Origin of the sequence: Kyrpidia spormannii (assembly GCF_002804065.1) — a bacterium.
Lineage (GTDB): Bacteria > Bacillota > Bacilli > Kyrpidiales > Kyrpidiaceae > Kyrpidia > Kyrpidia spormannii.
This window is the reverse complement of the sequence record NZ_CP024955.1, coordinates 975,649-998,367: the sequence shown is the minus strand read 5'-3', so window position 1 is coordinate 998,367 and position 22,719 is coordinate 975,649. Positions and strand designations below refer to the sequence as shown.

Annotated in this window: 25 protein-coding genes; 3 read left to right on the top strand and 22 right to left on the bottom strand. The window is 59.3% G+C overall.

Annotated features, from left to right (window positions below):
• Positions 1-1,137, bottom strand: a complete 1,137-nt coding sequence (locus tag CVV65_RS04915; protein WP_100667197.1) for a GspE/PulE family protein — start codon at positions 1,135-1,137, stop codon at positions 1-3.
• 213 nt (positions 1,138-1,350) lie between these two features.
• Between CVV65_RS04915 and CVV65_RS04910 the strand changes: the two genes are divergently transcribed.
• Both CVV65_RS04910 and CVV65_RS04905 read left to right on the top strand, forming a co-directional pair.
• Positions 1,351-1,842, top strand: a complete 492-nt coding sequence (locus CVV65_RS04910) for an Lrp/AsnC family transcriptional regulator (RefSeq protein ID WP_100667196.1) — start codon at positions 1,351-1,353, stop codon at positions 1,840-1,842.
• Positions 1,839-3,065, top strand: a complete 1,227-nt coding sequence (locus CVV65_RS04905) for an aminotransferase class I/II-fold pyridoxal phosphate-dependent enzyme (protein WP_100667195.1) — start codon at positions 1,839-1,841, stop codon at positions 3,063-3,065. The genes CVV65_RS04910 and CVV65_RS04905 overlap by 4 nt, the downstream gene beginning before the upstream one ends.
• Before the next feature lie 73 nt (positions 3,066-3,138).
• Here the strand turns inward: CVV65_RS04905 and CVV65_RS04900 are convergent, their stop codons facing one another.
• The 5 genes from CVV65_RS04900 to CVV65_RS04880 form a co-directional block, all read right to left on the bottom strand.
• Positions 3,139-4,233, bottom strand: coding sequence for a glycosyltransferase (locus CVV65_RS04900; RefSeq protein ID WP_100667194.1), 1,095 nt, complete (start codon positions 4,231-4,233; stop codon positions 3,139-3,141).
• A gap of 9 nt (positions 4,234-4,242) precedes the next feature.
• On the bottom strand, positions 4,243-5,409 hold the full coding sequence (locus CVV65_RS04895; protein ID WP_100667193.1) for a glycosyltransferase family 4 protein: 1,167 nt from the start codon (positions 5,407-5,409) through the stop codon (positions 4,243-4,245).
• Positions 5,410-5,431: 22 nt separating this feature from the next.
• Positions 5,432-6,472 carry a nucleotidyltransferase family protein gene (locus CVV65_RS04890; protein WP_198592130.1) on the bottom strand — a complete coding sequence of 347 codons (1,041 nt, stop codon included), beginning with the start codon at positions 6,470-6,472 and terminating at the stop codon, positions 5,432-5,434.
• Positions 6,473-6,757: 285 nt separating this feature from the next.
• Positions 6,758-7,723: a type I phosphomannose isomerase catalytic subunit gene (locus CVV65_RS04885; RefSeq protein ID WP_100667191.1), complete on the bottom strand. Its 966-nt coding sequence runs from the start codon at positions 7,721-7,723 to the stop codon at positions 6,758-6,760.
• A gap of 25 nt (positions 7,724-7,748) precedes the next feature.
• Complete coding sequence (locus CVV65_RS04880) at positions 7,749-8,885, bottom strand: Gfo/Idh/MocA family protein (RefSeq protein ID WP_100667190.1); 1,137 nt, start codon at positions 8,883-8,885, stop codon at positions 7,749-7,751.
• 287 nt (positions 8,886-9,172) lie between these two features.
• Here CVV65_RS04880 and CVV65_RS04870 point away from each other — a divergent pair, with 287 nt between their 5' ends.
• Positions 9,173-10,201, top strand: a complete 1,029-nt coding sequence (locus CVV65_RS04870; protein WP_100667188.1) for an NADH:flavin oxidoreductase/NADH oxidase — start codon at positions 9,173-9,175, stop codon at positions 10,199-10,201.
• A 69-nt stretch (positions 10,202-10,270) separates the two neighbouring features.
• Here the strand turns inward: CVV65_RS04870 and obgE are convergent, their stop codons facing one another.
• The 16 genes from obgE to CVV65_RS04790 form a co-directional block, all read right to left on the bottom strand.
• On the bottom strand, positions 10,271-11,572 hold the full coding sequence (gene obgE, locus CVV65_RS04865) for a GTPase ObgE (RefSeq protein ID WP_100667187.1): 1,302 nt from the start codon (positions 11,570-11,572) through the stop codon (positions 10,271-10,273).
• Positions 11,562-12,284 carry a Spo0B domain-containing protein gene (locus CVV65_RS04860; RefSeq protein ID WP_157935383.1) on the bottom strand — a complete coding sequence of 241 codons (723 nt, stop codon included), beginning with the start codon at positions 12,282-12,284 and terminating at the stop codon, positions 11,562-11,564. Before CVV65_RS04860 ends, obgE begins: the two co-directional genes overlap by 11 nt.
• A 244-nt stretch (positions 12,285-12,528) precedes the next feature.
• Positions 12,529-12,825: a 50S ribosomal protein L27 gene (rpmA, locus tag CVV65_RS04855; protein ID WP_100667185.1), complete on the bottom strand. Its 297-nt coding sequence runs from the start codon at positions 12,823-12,825 to the stop codon at positions 12,529-12,531.
• Positions 12,819-13,169: a ribosomal-processing cysteine protease Prp gene (locus CVV65_RS04850; protein ID WP_100667184.1), complete on the bottom strand. Its 351-nt coding sequence runs from the start codon at positions 13,167-13,169 to the stop codon at positions 12,819-12,821. The genes rpmA and CVV65_RS04850 overlap by 7 nt, the downstream gene beginning before the upstream one ends.
• Positions 13,166-13,477, bottom strand: coding sequence for a 50S ribosomal protein L21 (gene rplU, locus CVV65_RS04845; RefSeq protein ID WP_100667183.1), 312 nt, complete (start codon positions 13,475-13,477; stop codon positions 13,166-13,168). Before rplU ends, CVV65_RS04850 begins: the two co-directional genes overlap by 4 nt.
• Before the next feature lie 271 nt (positions 13,478-13,748).
• Positions 13,749-14,648, bottom strand: coding sequence for a M50 family metallopeptidase (locus CVV65_RS04840; protein ID WP_100667182.1), 900 nt, complete (start codon positions 14,646-14,648; stop codon positions 13,749-13,751).
• Between the two features lie 3 nt (positions 14,649-14,651).
• Entirely contained in the window at positions 14,652-15,530 is an 879-nt protein-coding gene (locus CVV65_RS04835; protein ID WP_100667181.1) for a peptidoglycan DD-metalloendopeptidase family protein, read from the bottom strand.
• Between the two features lie 104 nt (positions 15,531-15,634).
• A complete protein-coding gene (gene rodA / locus CVV65_RS04830) occupies positions 15,635-16,792 on the bottom strand; it encodes a rod shape-determining protein RodA (protein WP_157935382.1) in 1,158 nt (385 codons plus the stop codon).
• Positions 16,793-16,858: 66 nt separating this feature from the next.
• On the bottom strand, positions 16,859-17,659 hold the full coding sequence (gene minD, locus CVV65_RS04825; protein WP_100667179.1) for a septum site-determining protein MinD: 801 nt from the start codon (positions 17,657-17,659) through the stop codon (positions 16,859-16,861).
• A 35-nt stretch (positions 17,660-17,694) separates the two neighbouring features.
• A complete protein-coding gene (gene minC / locus CVV65_RS04820; protein WP_157935381.1) occupies positions 17,695-18,393 on the bottom strand; it encodes a septum site-determining protein MinC in 699 nt (232 codons plus the stop codon).
• 39 nt (positions 18,394-18,432) lie between these two features.
• Complete coding sequence (gene mreD, locus CVV65_RS04815) at positions 18,433-18,942, bottom strand: rod shape-determining protein MreD (protein WP_100667177.1); 510 nt, start codon at positions 18,940-18,942, stop codon at positions 18,433-18,435.
• A gap of 3 nt (positions 18,943-18,945) precedes the next feature.
• The gene (gene mreC / locus CVV65_RS04810; protein ID WP_157935380.1) at positions 18,946-19,794 is read right to left on the bottom strand and encodes a rod shape-determining protein MreC; all 849 of its coding nucleotides are present in this window, start codon (positions 19,792-19,794) and stop codon (positions 18,946-18,948) included.
• A gap of 75 nt (positions 19,795-19,869) precedes the next feature.
• Complete coding sequence (locus CVV65_RS04805) at positions 19,870-20,904, bottom strand: rod shape-determining protein (protein ID WP_100667175.1); 1,035 nt, start codon at positions 20,902-20,904, stop codon at positions 19,870-19,872.
• A gap of 104 nt (positions 20,905-21,008) precedes the next feature.
• Complete coding sequence (gene radC / locus CVV65_RS04800; protein ID WP_100667174.1) at positions 21,009-21,695, bottom strand: RadC family protein; 687 nt, start codon at positions 21,693-21,695, stop codon at positions 21,009-21,011.
• Positions 21,696-21,734: 39 nt separating this feature from the next.
• Positions 21,735-22,322 carry a Maf family protein gene (locus CVV65_RS04795; protein ID WP_100667173.1) on the bottom strand — a complete coding sequence of 196 codons (588 nt, stop codon included), beginning with the start codon at positions 22,320-22,322 and terminating at the stop codon, positions 21,735-21,737.
• 11 nt (positions 22,323-22,333) lie between these two features.
• Positions 22,334-22,579: a DUF4321 domain-containing protein gene (locus tag CVV65_RS04790; protein WP_100667172.1), complete on the bottom strand. Its 246-nt coding sequence runs from the start codon at positions 22,577-22,579 to the stop codon at positions 22,334-22,336.
• Positions 22,580-22,719: the final 140 nt, after the last annotated feature.

Sequence of the window (22,719 nt, the reverse complement as noted above, 5' to 3'; positions counted from 1 at the left end):
TCATCTCTCCTCCGCCCCCACCGAGGCAGTCGCCATCGAAACTGAGGCCATCCCGCCCACCAAGGACTCACACCACGGTTCACCCAACTCCCCCTTTATCATCCTCGGCCATGCGCTCTCCTCCCAATCTGGAGAACTGGACCAGGGCCGATCCCGACCTTGTTCCGAAAGATGAAACAACGGCAGTACCCCTGCGATTCCCCGTCCTTGGCATGCATCACATCCAATGGCCGTCCAGGCGAATCCCGCCTGCCCCCCGCTCCCCCGAACGGTCCCGGACCTTCGCCGGCAATGGGAACACAGCCTGCCCACCAATCGCTGACTGAGAATGGCCAGGAGCGTACTCTCCAACTCGCCCTCAGGAACCCCCCACTGGCGAAACCGTGACCAGACTTCGGCAGGACCCGCCCCGTGAACGGTGGCCACCACCAGGCATCCGGCAAGGGCCGCCTGAACCGCCGCCCGGGCGGCATCTTCGTCGCGAATCTCACCGATTGCCACGGCGTTGGGGTCTTGGCGCAAACAGGCTGGCAAAAGGCGGCGATACGTCCAACCCCTACCCGTTTGAACCTCCACTTGGTGAACGCCCTCCACATGCTGTTCCACTGGATCCTCCAAGGTCACCACACACCGATGTTCCGCCGCCCACCGTCTCACCACCCGGTACAAGGACGTCGTCTTCCCGCTTCCAGTGGGGCCAGCGATCAACAGCAATCCGTGAGCAGACTCCGTCCACGCCAGCCAGCGCCGCCAAACCGGATCGTCCCCAAAGTCTGACTCCGATGGATCCTCCCCCGTCCGCACATGGTGAATCCGAATCACGAGACGCTCCCCTTTTACGGTGGGCAAGGTGGCCACCCGCATGTGACACACGTTCCCCCCTACGGGAAGCTGGAGCTGGCCATCCTGCGGAATCCGCTTCTCAGCAATATCCATCCTAGACAGCAACTTCACCCTCCGCACGATCTCCTGCCCCATCCGGCCGTTCCAGGTCGTCACCCGCCACAATCGGCCTTCTCGACGAAATTGCACCCGCCAACCAGCCTCGTCGGGCTCCACGTGAACGTCGGGCACTCGTCCCGCCACGGCCCGTTCCAGCACCTGCTGAAGTGCCTGCACCGGCCCTTGGCCTTCCATAGCCTTCCCCCCTTCTGGTTCCGCCGGCCCCCTCCGCCGGGTGTACCCAGTGGATTCGACCCCGCGCCGAACAAACCTTTGGAGCCCTTCTGAATCTGAAAAAATCTTTATTAAACCTTCGAGACCGGGATTTCCCCGGCGACGGAGATCGCCGATTCAGCCCGGCTGCGGTATAATAGGGTCCAATACCGGCGCAACCTCAGGAGGTTTGCCATGGATTCACTGGTGAAGCGGATTTTACAGTTGTTGCAGGAAAACAGCCGCCTGCCCCAGCAAGCGATCGCCGATATGCTCGGCGTGTCCCGCAACGAAGTGGCGGCGGCCATCGATCAGTTGGAGAAAAATGGCATTATCAAGGGTTATTCCGCGGTCATTCATTGGGAGAAAGCGGGGTACGAACAGGTGACGGCGATGATCGATGTCAAGGTAACCCCCCAGCGGGATGCCGGATTCGACGCCATCGCCGAGCGCATCTATCGCTTTCCGGAAGTCAAATCGGTGTATCTCATGTCCGGGGCCTACGACCTTTCAGTGGTTGTGGAGGGGCGAACCATCAAAGAAGTGGCCCGATTCGTGTCCGAAAAGTTGTCCACCCTCGAACACGTGCTGTCGACGACCACCCATTTTATCCTGAAAAAATACAAACAGGACGGGGTTATTTTCGACGATCGGGAAGGGGATCAGCGGCTGGTGATCACCCCATGACAGATTTTGAAGATCGCCTTTCACCGACGGTGCGAGCCATTCCCCCGTCGGGGATTCGACGTTTTTTCGATTTAGCCGCCACCACCCAAGGGGTCATCTCCCTGGGAGTGGGGGAACCGGACTTTGTCACGCCGTGGCGAGTCCGGGACGCCTGTGTGGATGCGTTGGAGAGGGGTTATACGAGTTACACATCAAACCGCGGGCTTCCAGCCCTTCGGCGGGCCGTGGCCCGGTATCTCGAAGACCGATTCGGGGTTTCGTATAACCCGGACACCGAAGTCCTGGTCACGGTGGGGGCCAGCGAGGGGATCGACGCGGCGCTTCGGGCGATCCTTTCGCCGGGGGATGAAGTCCTCATCCCGGAACCCAGTTATGTGTCCTATGGTCCCTGCGTCCAGTTGGCCGGCGGAACGCCGGTGTACGTCCCCACCCGGGCGGAGGACCAGTTCAAGCTCAAGGCGTCGACCATCGAACGGTTCATCACGCCGAGGACAAAGGCGTTGTTGCTCAGCTACCCGAACAATCCCACCGGCGCCACCCTGGGTGAGAGAGATCTGGAACAGATCCGGGCCATGGTGCTCAAACACGACCTACTCGTCATCAGCGACGAAATTTATGCTGAGCTGAGCTACGTCCTGCCACACACCAGTTTTCCATCGTTACCGGGTGTGCGGGAGCGCACGATGCTGTTAACCGGGATGTCCAAAGCCTACGCCATGACAGGCTGGCGAGTCGGTTTTGCCACGGGCCCCAGGGCGTGGATCGACGCCATGGTAAAAATCCACCAGTATACTATTCTCTGCGCACCGATCATGAGCCAAATGGCGGCGGTGGAAGCCCTTACCAAGGCTTCCCGGGAGCGGGACGAAATGGTGGCCCAATACGAGGAACGCCGACGACTGGTGGTGAGCGCTTTTCGGCGGATGGGCCTTTCTTGTCACGAACCAGAAGGGGCCTTTTACGCATTCCCGTCGGTGAAGGAAACCGGCCTCGATGACGAAGTGTTTGCCGAAGAACTGCTAAAGCGAGAAAAGGTGGCGGTCGTACCGGGACGGGTATTCGGTCCGGGGGGTGTGGGACACATTCGCTGTTCGTACGCCACCGGTGTTGACCAATTGCTGGAGGCTTTCGAACGAATGGAACGGTTTTTGGAGAAGCTCGACGATATCCGCGCCGAGCGGGAAGGACGCGCCCCGAGTTCTCTGGGAGGTGCCCGACGATAGGGCGCAAGAAAATCAAACGGGCGGTTTTCCCCGGTCGCCCCGTCTGGGGAAAACCGCCCGTTCTTTTGTTCCGTTACCCGACGGCCCGGACCTCTTCTTCCGGCAGTGAAGGCAGAGCTAACCCCGTTTTGACCAATGCGTAAGCCGACAAAAGATACGCCACCACCGATTCCGCCCCTTGATTCAGGTTCACACCCCCGGCGAGAAGCCCATCCTTGCATCCTCCTGTGTCGGGGTCATACAGCGAAATTCCTTCCACATTGCGCCCGGTGAACCACGAAAAACTGATCCGAGCCGCTTCCCGATCAGCGGGGCGCCCCAGAACACTCCAAAATGTGGCATAGGCCAGGACCATGGCCCCGGCGTCCACCGGTTGTTGGTCATAAAGCGCAGGGCGTCCTCCCTTTGGAAACCATCCGTGGTTCCCGACAATTTGAAGTACTCCGTCAATAATCAGCGACTCGGTGAGAAAATCCATCGCTTCCTCAGCAATCCTTCGGGCTTCTTTCGACCCCGTGACCACGGCCCCCCGGAGTAGCGCAGCGGGCAACACGCCGTTCGAATAAGTCAGGGCTTCGTCGAACCACGGCCATCCCGGCCCGCTGTGCCGGTGATAAGCAGCCACCAGCCCCTCCACCAGCTCACCGATCAGCGGCTCCAGCGCGACCCGTCGCTCCTCCCTTTCCCACGCCGCGCAAAGCCCCAGGAGGGCAAAGGCTTGGGCCCGAACAAAGGAGAGACCGGTGGCATGGGGGACTGCTCGTTCAAAGGCTGCCGCCGCCACGCGGCCGTAGTATGAATTTGGCTGTGTCCTCATCGTCTCCCCCAAGGCCCATAAAGCCCTCCCGAAGCTGTCTTCCGACCCCAGTTCCTCCAAAAATCGCCTGTCATACCCGACGAAGTTTCGGAACCTCCCATCCGGGCGCTGGGCGTACACCAGAAATGCCAGGTAGCGGTCGGCCAGCCTTGCCAGCCTGGCGGACCAGGGCCGACATTCGGGCAAACTTTGCAGCCCAAGCGCGGCGATCAGCGCCCGGGCATTATCGTCGCTCGTATAACCGGTGGCGAAATCCGGGACAGGACCCACGGCGTGTTGGATCATCCCCGTCGAATCGGTCATCCGTTCCATGTGATCCAACCGCATCTCCACGGCCAAGGGCTCGTTCATGTCCGAAGATCACCTCACTGTCATCGGATGCGCCGGCGCCAACCCCTCTTCCGCCAGCTCCGCATACTGCAGTCCAATCTGGGGCCAACTCACCGATGCGCCAAAAGAGCGGGCTTTGGCTTCACAGGCCTGCTGTTTCAACGGGTGATCGAACATCTCCAGGATCGCCCGGGCCATGGCCCCAGCGTCCCGGAACGGGACCAGAGACCCCGCTCCCTGCCCCAACAGCTCCTCGGCGTACCAGTACGGTGTCGAAACCACTGCCCGGCCCAGTCCCACGGCATAGGTGAGAGTGCCACTGCAAATCTGTTCTTTCCCAGGATAAGGGGTCACGAACAGATCCGAGGCCCATAAATAATCGAGTAACTCTTCCCGTTCCAGGAAACGATTCACGAAACGAACGTGGTCAGCCATTCCCAGTCGGTCCACCATGGCCTCCAAAGACTGTCGGTAACGCTCTCCGCTCCGGCGCACCACGTCCGGATGTGTCCCCCCGAGAATGAGGTACGTCGTCTCGGGATAACGCCGCACCACCTCGGGAAGTGCCTGGATTACATTTTCAACACCCTTTCCGGGGCTTAACAAACCAAAGGTAGAGATCACCCGCCGCCCATCCAGTCCAAGCTTCGCTTTCATGGTCTCCCTGGGCACCGGCGAATGATAAACCGGCACGCCGTGGCGAATCAGTCGGATCCGGCTTTCAGGAACACCGTAGACCTCTTGGAGCAGTTCCCGGGCTTTTTCTGCCATGACCACCACAAAAGCACTCCGGGCACAGATCTCGCTCAGCACGCGTTTCTGTCCCTTGGTCGGAGATTTCAAGACAGTGTGGAGCGTGGTGATGATCGGCACCCGAAGCTCTTGATAAAGGCGCAGGATATAGCGACCGTCTTCCCCGCCGAAAATCCCGTACTCATGTTGTACGCAGACGACATCGATTCCGGCAGCGCTCATCGCCTCCGCAGCCCGGACGTAGTCCCTGGGTCGCTCATCGCGGATCGCCCACGTGGCGCCAGGAGGGATCGTCTCCCCCTGGGCCTCGCGGATCATGGCCGCGATGCGCACATCGGTGCCAGCCTGGGATAGCGCTTCTGCGAGGTCCGCAGTAAAAGACGCAATGCCGCAACGTCTGGGCGGGTAAGTGCCAATGAGGGCCACACGGCGGTGTTTCCTCATACGGCTGTCACCTCCGTTTGATTTACCGTTCCTGGGTCACCGTTTCCGCCGTCACCGCGCGCTGGACAAAACGCACCGATGGCGGAACGGTCGTCCCCTGACCCACCACAGTACTGATCAATTCGGCCCCGGCGCCTACCTGCACACCATCCCACAGAACACTGTCCCGCACCACTGCCCCGGGACCCACATGGGTATTCGCGCCAATCACTGCAAAGGGGCCGACTGTTGCACCCGGAAGAATCTGGGCCCGCGGACCGATCAGCACCGGTCCAATCACTCGGGCTCCGGCGAAAATCTTGGTCGTCTTGTCCACCGCCACCCCGCTGGCGGGAAACGCACATCCCGGCAATTCGGCCGTACGAGAAAGCAAATGGCGGTGCAACAAGATATACTTCTCAGGCGTCCCCATGTCAATCCAGTAATTGTCCGAATTATAGGCGTAAAGTGCCTTCCCCCGCTCTAACAGCTTTGGAAAAACCTCCCGCTCGATGGACAGCGGCGTCCGAAGAGGAAACCACTCCAATGCGTCCGGTTCCAGAACGTACAGGCCCGCATTTATGTAGTTCGTGGTGACCTCCTCTAGAGATGGTTTTTCCAAAAAACGTTGGATTCTTCCCTTCGCGTCGCTTTCGACTAGCCCATATGGCGTAGGATCTTCCACCCAGGTCGTGGCAATGGTGACGAGCGCGTTGCGCTCAAGGTGAAAATGAACTAAAGCGGAGATGTTTAAATCTGTGACAATGTCTGCATTGCAGACGAGGAAGGAATCGTCAAAATGATGTTTCGCTTGGACAATCGCCCCGCCAGTGCCCAGTAACGACTCCTCGCGTTCATAAGCAATCCTCAAGTCCAAGCGCGAACCATCGCCAAAATAATCCTCAATCTCCTGACCACAATATCCCAGGGTAATCACGACCTCGTCAATCCCGTGGCGACGAAGCAATAACAGTAGGTGCTCCAGTTGCGGGCGGTTGGCCACCGGCACCATGGGCTTCGGCAACTTGTCCGTGAGGGGCCGCAGGCGAGTTCCCTTTCCACCAGCCAAAACTAGTGCTTTCACTCTCTCTCGACCTCCCTGTGTCATCCGGGGTGAAGCCGAAACCAAGAGGTAGCATATCACATACCATACCCCTGGGACCTATTCGACTGTACTCATCGCCAGGTTTCGATTACCACTGAACCTATGAAACTCGTTTCGGCCATCCCCACCTATAGTAGCAAGATATGGTTTGATTTTAACACAAAATCCACTTCAATGCCAGGACCGTCCAGCCGGAAGTATGCCCGGAATGAGCAAATTTCGGTGAAAAACTCGCCAAGGCCCACTCTCGCCTGTTATTAGCACTCATTTCGCACGAGTGCTAATAACAGGCGCTGAAAACAAGGCTTCAAACCTTCCCGATAAAACAACGGGGTGTAACACAGCAGGGAGCAGAAGGTGATCCCCCTTGGCCACGGACCGCCGTCCATGGTCCCACACCACCTCCCCTGACCCTTGAATCACACTGATCAAACGAAAGACACCACATTCGTCCACACGTGCTTCTCCATCGACCAGCCAATGATCGATCGTAAAAACTTCCCCGCGCACCAAGTGTTCGATAACGGCGCCAACTCGCCCCGATCGGGCATAACCCGGCCGCTGAGGTTTCGGAGAAGGACACCTCGTAACCGCCAGCGCTTCTTTCACGTGTAAATCCCTTTTTCGGCCGTCGGCGCCGACCCGGTCGTAGTCGTAGACGCGATAGGTAGTATCGGAACTTTGTTGAATTTCCAAGATCAACAGGCCTCTGCCGATGGCGTGAAGAGTCCCGGCCGGGACATAAAAGAAATCTCCCGCTCGAACCGGGACCTTCACGAGCAGGTTGCCCCAAGCTCCTTCTTTCATGCGCTTCTCAAAGTCCTCCCGGGTCTGTGCACGATGCCCATATACAATCGATGCCCCGGGCTCGGCAAAAAGCACGAACCAAGCCTCTGTTTTCCCCGCATCGCCCCGGGGCCGGGCATAGCGATCGTCCGGGTGCACCTGAACAGACAGATCTTCGGAGGCGTCAATCACCTTGACAAGAAGGGGGAATCGGGCACCGGGCGGTAGCCCGAACCACTCCGGGTTAGCCTTCATGACTTCACTCAGCCGTTTCCCGGCCAAGGGGCCGTCGGCCACGGGAGTCGGTCCATGATCGTGGTCGGAAATCACCCACGCTTCGCCAATTCCGTCAGAAGCCCCGGAATATCCGAACTCCCTCAGCCGCGATCCGCCCCAGATCCGTTCTTGAAACACAGGGCGAAAAGACAGGGGATACGCCTTCATCCATCTTCCCTCCGCAATCTCTACGTTAGGCGACGGTGTGGCGGGTGTCGGCCAACCGGGTCAATGACACCGCGAGCTCCAAAGCCTGGGCCGCTTCCTCCAGAGGCGCCCGAACAGGGCGACCGGGGCTCTGAAGAGAGGCGAGGAGATCCTCCATACACGACCGGATGGCCTGTTGATACAGAACCTGGCGGTCTGGAAAGCTCACCTGCCAGACCCGGCCTTGGCGAACAATTTCCGCCTGGGCTCCGGTCGAGGCCGCCCACGGTCCGATCACCGATTCCAAACCCGGATCGTCCCGGTCCGTCCAAAGCTCTAACTTCTCGGGGATCCAACCGTGAACCAGCGCATAGCCCTCTGTGAAAACCAGGCCGGTCTGGGTTCGTTCCCCATTTCCGGGTCGGGTAAATCCGTGGTAATAACTTCCGGGTGCCCTCCAGGCCCGCCCGGACCGCGGGTCCACCCCGCGGTGCTCCACCACGGCCAACACCCGGTCTTCCGCCCTCCACCCCTCCGGGCGAACCGTTTCCCACACCGCGCCGTGAATCGGCACCACCTCTCCTCCGAGGATGTAGCGCACCATGTCAAAAAAATGAACCCCGTGTTCGACCAAAATGCCCCCGCTACGCCTCGGATCCCAAAACCAATGATGTTCGGGCATTCCTCCCCCGGCCCAATTTTCCATCTGAACGCGCTCGGGTAGCCCCATCTTTCCGGCCTCCACAATCCGGCGCAAAAGCTCGACCAACGGATTGTACCGCATGACAAAGTCCACCACCGCCGGGAGCTCTCTCATCCGGGCGACCAGGGCCACTTCTTTCAGCCGTTTTGGGTCCAGAGCTCCGGGTTTCTCCAAGAACACAGCCGCTCCCTGCCTCAAAGCCTGTTCGGCGTACACCGGTTGCAGGTCAGGCGGAGTCGCTACAACCACCACATCCACCGGTTCCTCTGGCCACCCGGTCCCTTCCCCTGTGATCTTCTGCACAGGATCTTGAGAAAGGCCCCGACTCCGCCGCGCCTCCCCCCATTCTGCGACTGCCTGTTCCGCGGAATCCCCTCCCCGGCTCTTCACCCATCGGAGACGCAAATCGGGAATCGGCGCCACTGCGGACAACACGAATCGTCCAAAGGCACCGGGGCCGACGAGTCCAAAAGAAGCCATTTCGTGGACACCTCCTTTCGCCCCGATTATACAAAAGATTCCTTTTTTCCGGTAGCCGGCCGCGCCAATGCCCGAAAACACAGCGAATCGCCACAGGTTGGGGGCACACCGGATAAAATCCTCCCGGATCTCTACAGGTCGGGGGAAACGCTGGAACCCCCACACGCCTGTCGGCGGGGTTTGACCCGGAGCCCGGTCGAGCTCGGGAGGGCCGTTTCGATTCCTGCCAAGAAGCGGTATACTCAAAACATGAACCACCAAGACCCTACATAGCGGGAGGGAATTCTGTGCCTACCTTATTCGAGCCGTTTACAATTAAGAACCTCACCCTTCGCAACCGGGTTGTCATGCCTCCCATGTGCCAGTATTCGGTGACGGCAAAAGACGGAAAACCGAACGACTGGCATTTCGTCCACTACACAAGCCGGGCGGTGGGCGGCGCCGGGTTGATCATCATCGAGATGACCGACGTAGAGCCCGATGGCAGGATCACTGACTACGATCTCGGTTTGTGGAGCGATGATCAGGTCCCCGCCTTTCGCCGGGTGATCGACGCCTGTCACGCTTATGGGAGCAAAGTCGCGATCCAGATTGGCCATGCGGGTCGAAAAGCGGAGGATGCCCCCACTCCGGTGGCTCCCTCCCCGATTCGTTTCTCGGACCGTTACAAGGTGCCTCGGGAGTTGACCACGGAGGAAGTCCGCAAGATGGTCGCGAAGTTCGAAGCGGCCTTCCGCCGGGCTCTCGAAGCCGGGGTCGACGCCATCGAGATCCACGGCGCCCACGGGTATTTGATTCACCAATTTCACTCGCCGCTGACCAACCGCCGGACGGACGAGTACGGACAAGACCGGCTGCTTTTTGGCGTTGAAGTGATCGAAGCGGCAAGACGTGTGTTGCCGGAATCCATGCCGATCTTTATGCGCATTTCCGCCGTGGAATATGTAGACGGGGGATACGGACTCGAACAATCGGTGGAATTCTGCCGAAGATATCGAGAGGCAGGGGTGGACCTGTTCCACGTCTCCTCGGGCGGCGAGGGCCCCATCGGATCCGGGGGCACCCCCGGCGCTGAGCCGGGTTACCAGGTCGAATACGCACACACCATCCGTCGCGCTCTGGGGGTGCCGGTTATCGCAGTGGGGAAACTGCAGGACCCCAGGCTCGCGAATCGGGTCATCGAAGAGGAAAAAGCAGATTTGGTCGCCGTGGGGCGGGGCATGCTTCGCAACCCGTATTGGGCCAATGAAGCCAGTCTAACGCTGGGTGGCTCGCCCCTCACTCCAAAAGCCTACGAACGAGCCTACCGTCTCTAACCTGTGACAGGCCCTTGGCGAATCCGAGGTCAGTCAGGCGGAAGATCCGGACCCGTGGGATCTTCCGGCCTACTCCTCGGGAGTTGCTTCCTCTTCTACGCCCTCTTCATCGACAAACTCGAAGACAAACCCCCCGATTCGCACCGTATCCCCGTCCCGGGCGCCTTTGCGGCGAAGAGCTTCATCCACCCCCATCTTCCGCAGAATTCGGGCCAAGCGGTGAACCGCCTCGTATTGATCAAGAGGAGTCATGCGGACCAACTTTTCCACCCGAGCGCCGCGCACCACAAACTCCTCGCCTTCGCGATCCACTGAAAACGTATCATCCTCCAGGCGAAACACCGGCCCTTGCGGTTCTTCCTCCACCGCCTCTTGGGCGGGCATTTGATCCAAGAGGTCCGCCACGGCGTATATCAATTCCCGCACCCCCTCACCGGTTGCCGCAGAAATCGGGAACACCGGCACATCCCCCACCCGCTTCCGGAATGCCTGAAGCCGCTCCGCGGCTCCGGGCAGATCCATTTTATTGGCGGCGACGATTTGGACCCGCTCCAGTAGGCGCGGGTCATAGAGGCGCAACTCCTCATTGATCTGCTTCCAATCCGCGTAGGGATCGCGGCCCTCGGGGCTCGCCATGTCCACCACGTGAACGATGACCCGGGTGCGCTCCACGTGGCGCAGAAATTGGTGTCCGAGGCCGTGACCGGCGTGGGCACCCTCGATTAACCCGGGTAGATCGGCCATGACGAAGCTTCGCCCGTCCCCGACATCCACCACACCGAGGTTGGGGGAAAGGGTCGTGAACGGATAATCGGCAATCTTCGGCTTTGCCGCCGTGACCGAGGCCAACAACGTCGATTTGCCTACGCTCGGTAACCCGACGAGCCCGACGTCTGCCAGCACTTTCAGTTCTAACACGATCCAGCGCTCTTCTCCGGGCTCCCCGTTTTCCGCCATGCGCGGCGCTTTATTCTGAGGGGTGGCATAATGGGTGTTCCCCCGCCCGCCTCGACCACCTCGGGCCACTACCAGGCGCTGTCCATGCCGGGTCAGATCACCCAAGATCCGCCCGCTTTCCCGGTCGCGCACCACGGTCCCCGGGGGAACTTTGATCACCAGGTCTTCGGCCGATTTCCCATGCTGATTCTTCGGTTTTCCGTTTTCTCCTCGTTCTGCTTTAAAATGGCGTTGGTAACGAAAGTCGATGAGGGTGCGCAGTCCCTCATCCACTTGCAGAACCACATCCCCGCCCCGGCCCCCGTCCCCCCCTGCGGGTCCGCCCATAGGGACATATTTTTCCCGGCGAAATGAAACGATCCCGTTTCCCCCATCCCCTCCTTTCACATAAATCGCAGCCGTATCAATCCACATGATATAACTCCTTTCCATCCACAGGCTCTAAGCGTTCTTCCCGGGACTTGGGCCCTTCCCGCCCGCGGATCCGATCGGTTCCTTGCTCCCGGCCCTCCGAGTTACATAGGCGCACCTCCACGCCTTCCGGCCGAGATCTCACGAAAATCCACCATTCCTCTCCATCGGGGTGAGCCCCCGACAACCGGGAGTCGTCACCGCACGCCCCTGCAACTTGCCGGAGTTCTCCTTCGACCTGAGAGATTGCCCCGGCGGGGAAATCCACTCCGGGAGGTCCTTCCCACATCAAATTCGCCCGGGGAAACTCGCACAAAAAACGGAGAAAAGCCCCGCTGCGATTCGGATGTTCGAGATCTGTTACCATGGCCTGCCTTTCGGCTGTACTGGCCATACGGCAAACCACCTCATCCACTCGTTCCCACCGGCGCATTTGTGTATAACCCCGAATCAATTGACACTCATTCAACCAATGATGCCGGAAATGTTGCAAGGCTTGAATCCAAGCTTTCTCTCGTTCTGACCATTCGTGGGTCTCTCCGCCCCGGGTGCCTTCTTTATGTATGATGCCCCGCCTCCGTCCGAACCACAGAAGATACAAGCCGCTGGCTGCAGAAGCCACGCCCCAACCGATGACCGATCGCTCTCCAAAATCAGCCCCCAGCCAAACGGCCGACCAGACCGCCCACAGCGTCAAAATGTGTCCGCCTTTCACCGGCCTCCCTCCTTTTCGCATCTCTGTGTGGATTCGACGCGAAAGCCCCATCTCCTGTCGTCCCGAACTGCGACCCGGCACCCGAGATATCAAATGCCCGACAAAAAGTCAAAAAGAAAAGCGCTCTGAAGAGCGCCTTCGATATCTTTGATCTGCCGCGGCCTCGAAAGTCTTCTCTCATCCGTCGGAAGCGCGAGGAATCCGTCAGCGGCGCCGTCCGCCGCTGAGGACTCACAAAGCGTGATCAAACTCCAGCCGCTTCTTCTTTTGGGTACACACTCACTTTCTTGCGATCCCGCCCAGCCCGTTCGAACTTGACCAGCCCGTCCACTTTGGCAAACAGGGTGTCGTCTCCACCCCGTCCGACGTTCATTCCGGGGTAGATCTTCGTTCCCCGCTGGCGAACGAGGATACTTCCCGCTGTGACAAACTGCCCGTCATGACGCTTGACTCCCAAGCGCTTCGAAATACTGTCCCGGCCGTTTCGGGTGCTCCCGACGCCCTTTTTCGTCGCGAACAACTGCAAATCCCACTTTAGCATGCGTTCCACCTCCCTTTCACCTCTCCAGACATGGTGATGTGATGGCGATATTGAACGGCGGTCTGCCACAGACCGAATACGCAACTTTCCAAGAGCAGCTGTACCTTATCCGAAACCTCATCGGGCAAGTCCGGGGGAACGTCCAGGTCGAGAAAGCCGTTTCTCGCCGTGGCCGGCAGCGAGACACCTAACAGGCTCTGGCAGCTGTTGACGAGGTTGAGGGTCAAGGCCGACACCGCTGCACAAACAATATCGTGGCCGGCCTCCGACCAACCAGCGTGGCCGCTGACCTTGAGCCGCCGAATTCGTCCTCGCCGGTCCCGTTCCACCTTTACCCGGATCAACCCTCGATCGCCTCAATCCGCAATTTCGTCCACGGCTGGCGGTGTCCATACTTGCGCCGATAGTTTTTCTTCGGCTTGTACTTGTACACGATGATCTTTTTCGCCTTGCCCTGTTTCAGGACACTGGCCTTGACCTTGGCACCTGGTACCAACGGAGTGCCGATCACCACTCCGTCTTCCTTGCCCAGCAAAAGGACCTCGGGAATCTCCACCTCGGCCCCTTCGTCCACCGGCAATTTTTCCACATAAATGACATCGCCGACTTCAACCCGATACTGTTTTCCCCCGGTTTGCATGACTGCGTACATACCCTACACCCCCTTACACCCAGACTCACTGCACCGGGCAGCCGCCCTCGCGGCATTTGCCAAACCCGGGACAAGTGGTTGTGGTGCACACCCGCGCACACCTACCTCCCCATCGTATCAGATGCCGGGAGATCATGTCAAACCGGCGATTTCACCGGCCACCGGGGCCCCGTTCCCGGCTGTTGCCAGACCTTGTTCATACGAAGACCGATCGGAGCAATGAAGGTGGGAACCGGATACGGTGGCGTACGGCGCACCCGGAGCGCCGAGGTTACGAGGAAAGGTTCGGCGGTTCCCCGGGCCATTCGCCGATCGCCTTGCCGAACCCCCCAGGGGCAAAAAGAAATTCCAGGAATTCCTGCTCTTCAATGATAAAGATAATCTTACCTTCGTCGTCCAACACCGCAATCAAGTGAAAAGCTTCTGGGGCGAAATATCGCGCGATCTCCCCCGCCCGCATGTAGCGATGCACTGCCAGAGGCCGCACTGCCCGCGGTTCGGACTTCGGGGCCTTCTTTAAGCCATACAGCCATCTCGCCGCTTCATAAGGGATCTCCCGGCGAATCTGCCGGGCACTGATTGCCAAAAACCCGGCCAGGGCCCACATCCCGACATGGGGGGCCCCCCAAATGGCGGTCCCGGCGCCCAGGGTAGCCAGGGCACCCGAGCACCAAAAGGCGCTGTTGACCGCCAATTCCCCTGCTCTACCGTACCCGAAAGTTCGGCTGCTCACCGCCCGCCAGATCCGCCCACCGTCAAGGGGCAGCGCAGGAAGTAAGTTAAACAACATCATTGTTAAGTTCACCCGCACAAAAAAAGCCGCAAAGCCTTCGGACCAGATCTGGGCCGAATACAGGACCAGCGCCACCCCCGTCAAAATCCCGTTAGCCAGAGGTCCCGCCGCGGCGATCCATACCTCCCGTCCCGGGGACCACGCTCCTGGTTCCCCTTCAATGATCGCCACACCGCCGAAAGGGAGGAGGGTGAGCTCCCGAATCCGGTACCCAAAGGCGCGGGCCACGGCAATATGTGCCAATTCGTGGATCACCACAACACAGAAAACGACGATGACCTCCCACACCAGGCCAGCCGCTACGGCCAAGGCGACCAAAAACAAAAAGAGAGGATGCACGCGAATGGGCATCCCCTTTCCTGCGGCCCCCGCGGCCATCCCTCACCGCCCCTTTCCGTCCAACACCGCATGGGGATCCGCGTATCGACCGTTGACGATATATCCGAACAATAGCTGGGCTGGCCGCTGCGCGCTGAGGTGGCCCAGCGCCTGACCCGGGTAAACGTAATCCCCCGTTTTCACCACCACATCCCCTAAGGAACCATATAACGTCTTTCCCCGGGTCCCGTGGTTCACAACCACATACAGCCCAAAGGGGTCCCTGCGACCCACCTGCTCAACGACTCCCTTTCCCGCGGCAGTTGCGGCGGCACCCGGCACCCCGTCCAACACGACCCACGGGTGGTCCGAACTGTAGTCTTTTACCACAGTGCCAGACAAAGGCGCGGACCACACCGAGCCTCCTTGGGAGCCCGCCACGGGAACGGCCAAACCATCTGCCGCTACTTCCTGCATCCACCCTGATACGTTGCTCCAGTTGGTCTGTTCGGTCAATGCCTTTTCCGCCACCGCTTTGACTCGGTCGGATAACGCCCCCTGTTGGTGAAAAGCAACGTACACTCCTCCCACCAGCACCGCCGCACCGAGGATCTGCCACGCCAACCCTCCGAGCCCAGGGCCATCTGTTGTCCTCACGTCCCGCCATCTCGAACGCCGCCTGGAGCTCCGGGACCATGCTTCCCGCCGCCCTGACCAGAACCTATCCTCCCAATTCGCCCACAGCCGGTCGTCAAAATTCGTCTGAAACTCCTCGGTCCGGGCCGACCACCTGGATTCGCTTTCCCCTTGAGATTCGGAGATTCGATCGACTTCCGGGCGCGGCCACTCTTCCCTCAGTTCGTCCTGCGCACGGTGAGAAACCCTACCGCCTTCCTCGGCGTCCCTCGCCATCCTGCGCCGTTTCACCGCATCCCAGTCCACTTTGCATCCACTCCCGCTCCTCGTCCTCACTCACTCATATGAGGCTTCGGAGACAGGTATGACAAGCCGCCGCTCCGCGCTATGGGCAGGGTGGCGGCGGCGGCTCAAAACATCGTCTTTTTCCGGCGAAGTCCGACGCTCAACACGAGACCCACCGCCATCATCGATGTCGCAATGGAACTCCCTCCGTAGCTCATGAACGGTAGAGTAATCCCCGTAATCGGCATGATGCCGATGTTCATCCCGATATTTTCAAAAACCTGGGCAAAAAACATCGAAAACACTCCAGCTATGACATTCGTGCCGTACATATCCCGGGTGCCCAGGGCAATGCGAATCATTCGATAAAAGAAAATTAGGTAGAGAAGAATGAGGGTCATGCTGCCCACGAATCCCCATTCCTCGCTCAGCACCGAAAAAATAAAATCGGTGTAATTCTCCGGGACAAATCGCCCTTGAGTCTGAGCACCCTGCTCGAAGCCCTCGCCCCACAGACCGCCGGAACCAACGGCAATCAGCGACTCATAGGTGTGATAACCCGGTGCATTGCCGGTCTCGTCAGGCTTGAGATATTTAACCGGATCCCGGAACGCCACCAATCGGTCGAGCTGGTAGGGTTTGATGATTTTGAAGAACACGTGCGGATCGACGTGGTAGAGAACCACCAAAGATGCGATCACGGCGGCACCCGCGCCAAACAGGACGAGCAGATGGCGCCAACGAGTTCCTGAGACCATAAACATCCCGATACCCATCGCAAGCATGACCAAGCCCATTCCAAGATCCGGTTCGATGACGATGAGAACAAAAGGTAAACCGATCATTCCCATCGGTACGAACAGGTCGCGGAATCTTCGCTGACCGGACTCTTCCAGCTTCGCAAAATACTGTGAGATCGCCACAATGGTGGCGAGTTTCATGTATTCCGAAGGCTGAACGCTCAGCACTTTAAGATCAAACCAGGCTTTGGCCCCATTAATCTCCGTGCCAAACAAATACACGGCCACAAGGAGCACGATCCCGATCCAATACATCGGTTTCCACCATTCAGCAAGGCGCTGGTCGCCCACGGCTACAACCAGTCCCATAAAAAGAAAACCGATGCCAAACCAAATGATCTGTCTGGCGTAATAGTAGGCGGGGTGATGGGCATCGAGGGTGTGCGTGGCACTGGCGATATTGATGACACTGATGCAAGCGATGGCCACGAGTACGGCGACGATCATCCAGTCAAAACGTTTGAGCCAAGTGCCCGGCGTCACGCCCCGACCTCCTTTCCCGCTCATTATAGCGCAGGAACAAACCGGGGGGAATGTACACCGCTCGCTTCATCGCCGGAGACCGATCATCCGCCTCAACCGTCCAAGCCAACTCCTGCCGTTTTCCTCCAACGCCATAAGGGGAACCGGCTCCCCGAGTATCCGCCGGGCGATATTGCGGTACGCCTGGCCGGCTTTCGACCCCTGCACCAAAACCGCCGGCTCTCCTTGATTCCCCCCGCGAATCACCGTTTCATCATCGGGAACCACCCCGAGCAAATCGATGGCGAGGATGGAGACGACCTCTTCGATCTCCAACATGTCTCCTTGCCGGACCATCGCCGGTCGGACCCGGTTGATGATCAATTTGTTATCTTGAATGCCTTCCCCTTGAAGCAGGCCGATAACCCGATCGGCATCCCGGACGGCCGCATGCTCGGGGGTGGCCAAGATGATCGCCCGGTCCGCCCCGGCCACCGCGACCCGGAAACCCTGTTCAATCCCGGCCGGACAGTCGATCAGTACGTAATCAAACTGGTCTTTTAATTCGCAGACGATCTTGCGCATGGCCTCGGGAGTCAAAGCGGTCTTGTCCTTGGTCTGGGAAGCAGGAAGCAGGACGAGACGGTCGACCCGCTTGTCCTGAATCAGTGCCTGCTCCAGTCGGCACTCCCCTTGGGCCACATCGACCACGTCGAACAAGATACGGTTTTCCAACCCCAAGACCACATCGAGGTTTCGCAGCCCAATATCGGCGTCCACCAAACACACCCGTTTTCCCAAGAGCGCCAGTGCGACCCCGATATTGGCGGTCGACGTCGTTTTACCGACGCCGCCCTTTCCCGATGTCACGACCACCGCATCCCCCACGGCGCACCCCCTCCCTATGACGAGATCTCAAAAGGCTAGCGCTCTTCCTCCCGCCCCCGGGTGCCTTCGCCGGATCGCCGCCGCGGCCGGCGCCCGTTCAAGGCCCATAACTTATCCACCTGCACCCTGTCCCCATCGATGTAAGCATATTCAAAATACGCCACCCCGGGCACCCGCTCCTCCGGGGGCTCTGAAATGATATCTGCAATCCGAATCTGTGTTGGCCGAAAATCCGCGGCGGCAATCACCGCCTCCCGGTCTCCCGATGATCCGGCGTGGGCGATCCCGCGCAGAGCACCGAGGACGTATACGTCACCCTCCGCAGCCACCAACCCCCCTGGATTCACATCCCCGATCACCACGAGATCCCCGGGGTGCACCACCACCTGGCCGGCCCTCACCGGGCCGTACACGAGGCGTGGCTCGTAGGTCACCCGGCGGCGCCCCCGGTCGGACACAAACTCCCGCACCAGTAAACTTCCCGTTCTCGAAAGGGCTCGACGGACTTCATCCCGCTCCCACTCGCTCAGATCCCGACTCCCGGTATATACGGAGACATCCATCTGCGCACCGGACAGCAAGCGGGCTTGGGCTCCATTCAGTTTTTCATCAAGGTCCGCGAGAATATCCCCGAAGGCGCAGGCGTCATCCAGATAGAAGACAAGGCGGTTGCGGACACCCTTGATGGTCACCGGCGGCCTCTTCGGTTCTTCCCTCCGCTCACGTTGCGCCATGGCAGCCTCCCATACCGGCGACATGCATGATTCCGTCCATTACTTCGGCGTCGATTGCAAAAAATCCTCCCTGCTGGGCCGCAGCAACCGGCTCCAGAGGGGGAATCCCAAAAAGACGATCAACCCGTTCCAGAACATCGCCAACAGCAGTCTCTTTTCGACGATCACGGGTTCGAGAGGCCAGTCGCCGATCAGACGCCCGAACAGGTACAACCCACCCTCATACACGCCGGTGGCCAGGACCACCGCCAGAACGTGGATAAAGAGGGTTTTTCGAAACAATGGCCTGACGGCCCACCCTGTCGCAAAGATCACCATAGCCAGCCACATGGCGTGAAGCCCAAGCCAACGCCCAAAAGTAAGATCTTCGAGAAAGCCGATCAATGCGGCGAGGCCCGCGGCCTCCCACGGTCCCCGTAGGACCGCCGCCACGGTGAGCAGGGCGATGTCGACATTCAAGTAGGCCCCCTGGAGTCCGAGGGCCTGTAGAATGGTGGAACGGAAGACGAAAACTGCCACCAGCAAGGCGAACAGCCACCCGACTCTCACCGTTCACCCTCCATTTCGGCGGACCACAAACACTTCCTGCAGATTGTCGAGGTTGGCGAGGGGCCTCACGATGGCCGTTTTCGTCATCCCATCCTCTCCCCGCATCACTGAACTCACAGTGCCCACGATGAGGCCTTTGGGAAATAACCCCCCGTATCCCGAGGTTTCCACCGTCAATCCGGGCTTAATATCATAATCCATTCCGATGGACGTCATCTGGACAGTCCGTTGGTCTGGACTCACCTTATTGATGATCCCCAGGGGCGGCGTAGGTCCCACCCCCAGGATAAGGGCGGAGATCCCCACCGGCTGCCGGGAGGTATCGGTCAACAACTGAACCACGGCACTATGGTCATGAACCGCCCACACCCGGCCGACCAATGCATTATCCGCGGTCACCACGGCCATGTCCTTTTGAACTCCCTGGGCACTCCCGACGTCAATCGTCAGGATGTCGTGCCACAGATCCGGCTGGCGGTCCACCACATTGGCAGGAATGAGTGTCTTCCCCCGAGGTGACTGCATCAAACCGGCGATCTTGCGCAAACGTTCATTTTCCGTCTCCAGGTCATTCACCTGAGCCTGAAGGGCAAAGTAGTTGTGCAACGACGCTTTCAACACGGCGTTTTCTTCATAGACGTTTTGCAGGTCCCGCAGATTGCCGAAAAACTCACCGATGGCCCCAGCCGGACGGTACAACCATCCTTGAACGGCCGCCACCGCATCGCCGATCACCCGCTCGGGCCACGTGACGCTCGTCCTCTCCCCGGCGGTGGCGACAAATAAGCCCGCGGCCACGACTAAAAGCCCGCCCGCGGCGGCCATCCGCCGCCGAACAACTTTGTGGTACAACCTGCTCCCGCCCTTCATCTATAGTGGCGAGTCCGTTTTGACAGTGCGCACGCCCGCCGAAACCCGGACTCGTCTTCAACGAGTCCGCCGGCGGCGCTGGACCGAACGAGAACGCAACAGCGGAATCATATCGAGAGACTTACCGGCCCCGATCGCCACGCAATCCAGAGGATTCTCCGCCACGAGAACCGGCATCCCGGTCTCCCTGGACAACAGCCTATCGAGATTCCGGAGCAGCGCCCCACCGCCGGTCAAAACAATGCCCCGGTCCATAATATCTGCAGCCAATTCCGGGGGGGATTTTTCCAATGTGACTTTCACGGCATCGACGATACTGTTGACGGTCTCGGTTAAGGCCTCACAAACTTCTTCGGCACTGATCCGCAAAGTCTTCGGCAAACCCGTCACAAGATCACGCCCCCGCACTTCCATAGAAACTTCTTCTTCTCCGGGGATCGCCGAACCGATGCTCACCTTTAGCTCTTCCGCCGTGCGTTCGCCGATCATCAAATTGTACGCTTTCTTTATGTACTGGATGATCGCTTCGTCCATCTCGTCGCCGGCCACGCGAATGGACCGGCTGGTCACAATTCCCCCAAGGGAGATGATGGCAACCTCTGTGGTGCCTCCGCCAATATCCACAACCATCGATCCGGTGGGCTCATCCACAGGAAGACCTGCCCCAATCGCTGCAGCCATGGGTTCCTCAATGGTATGGGCATCCCGGGCGCCGGCTTGTTCTGTCGCCTCTTCCACCGCGCGTTTCTCCACTGCCGTGATTCCCGAAGGAACACACACCACTACCCGGGGCTTCCCAGACCACAAAGACTTATGCCGGAGAGCTTGGCGAATGAAGTAGCGGAGCATCGTCGCGGTGGTCTCGAAATCGGCGATCACTCCGTCTTTCATGGGACGAACGGCCACGATGTTCCCGGGGGTTCGCCCGATCATCTGTTTGGCCGACTCGCCGACGGCCTTGATCTCACCGGTATCCGTTTGAATGGCCACGACCGAAGGTTCCCGAACGATGATCCCTTTTCCCTTCACATACACCAGGGTGTTCGCCGTTCCTAGGTCGATCCCCATCTCCCAGCCAAATCGATTCCACATGCCGCAGCAAACCCCTTCCTGTGTCTTGAAAATCGGCGCTCCGGGAACAACGGAAAACCCCGCCGCATCAGGCGAGGTTTGCCCGACTGTCGCCGCCGCCCTATCTAGATCAGTCCGCGTTCTCGCATGCTCACATACGTCCCTCGGCCGATGACCACATGATCGACCAAATCGATACCAAGAATCCGACCCGATTCAACAATGCGTTTCGTCACATCGATATCTTCCGGGCTAGGCGTAGGATCGCCACTGGGGTGGTTGTGGGCACAGACCACCGCCGCCGCATTGCGTTTGATCGCGGTGCGAAAAACCTCCCGGGGATGTACGAGAGACGCATTTAACGTTCCGACGGAAACCACTTCTTCACCGAGCACCCGATGTTTCGTATCGAGGTGAAGAACCACAAAATGTTCTTTTGAAAGAAATTGCAATCGTTCCATTAACCGGGATGCCACGTCATTGGGGGAGTGAATCGGCTTTGGCGCTGGATGCGCCCGTTGTACCCTTCGACCAAATTCCAGAGCCGCTAGGACCTGGGTCGCCTTGGCAGGTCCCATGCCCGACTCCTCCATCAATTCGCGACTATCCGCAGCCAGCAGTCCCGCCAGCCCCTCGAACCGCGTCAGGAGCCGCTGGGCCAGCTCCAAGGCCGACCTCCCGTGGCTCCCCGTCCGTAGAAGGATAGCAAGCAGTTCCGCATTCGTCAACTGTTCCGGACCAAAAGTCAGCAGTCGTTCACGGGGCCGCTCCTGAAGCGGCACGTCTTTGACCAAGATCTTCTCTTCCTTCATTGCGATCCCTCCCCGAGGTAAGAGATCGCCGAAGCTGTTTCAAAAGTCCGGGAACAACCCCACATCAAAGGTCTGAAGCAACCCGTCCAACAGTCCGAGGGGAAGGCCGACCACCGTCCAGAAATCCCCTGATATAGAATCAATCAGAAGCGCACCAACCCCTTGAATCGCGTAGGCTCCCGCTTTATCCATGGGTTCCCCCGTCTTCACGTAAGCCTTGGCGCGGTCTTGCGAAAACGGGCGCATCCGAACTTCGGTGGCGCGAAACCCGGTTTCTTCCCGGCCGGTGACAGCATCGATCACGGCCACTCCCGAATACACCGTGTGCGCCCGCCCTTGTAACTCCATCAGCATGTGGACAGCCTCGTCGGGGGAAGAAGGCTTTCCCAAGATCCGGCGATCGACGACCACCAGGGTGTCTGCCCCGATCACCAGGGCCCGGGGTCGACGGGCCGCTCCCCAGCGAGCCTTCATCCTCGCTAATTCCCGTACGATCTTCCCCGGCGGCCACTGTGCATCATACACTTCATCCACTTGAGGCCTCAGGACATCGAACTGCAAGCCCAGTCCCCTAAGGAGAGCCTCACGTCGCGGGGAACCCGATGCCAGGACCAGTTCCCGTTTCATGGATCGCTCACCTACCGTTTTCGTGCCAACCACAGTCCGACGACCCCACCGACAAGCCCCACCATGTTTATTGTGATCTGCAAATCCAAATGATATTTCACCACGTGAAGATCGGCCCCGGGTTGCCACCTGATGGATGTGGATTGAGCCACAAAGGGGACGTGAGCTTGGCCGAGAAGATCTCCACCCACGTTGCCGATGATCAAACCCACGACACCATATAGAACGGCGCGTCCGATGTTCGACGACTTTCCCACTGAGCCAACTCCCATTCCTGTACCGTGAACGCCCGGCAAACGACAGCATTCGAGCGATCATCCCCACTATTCGACAAATGGGGTCCAGAATCCTGCCGAGAAACGAAACAAATCCATCCATCGGGGCATGGACGCAATAT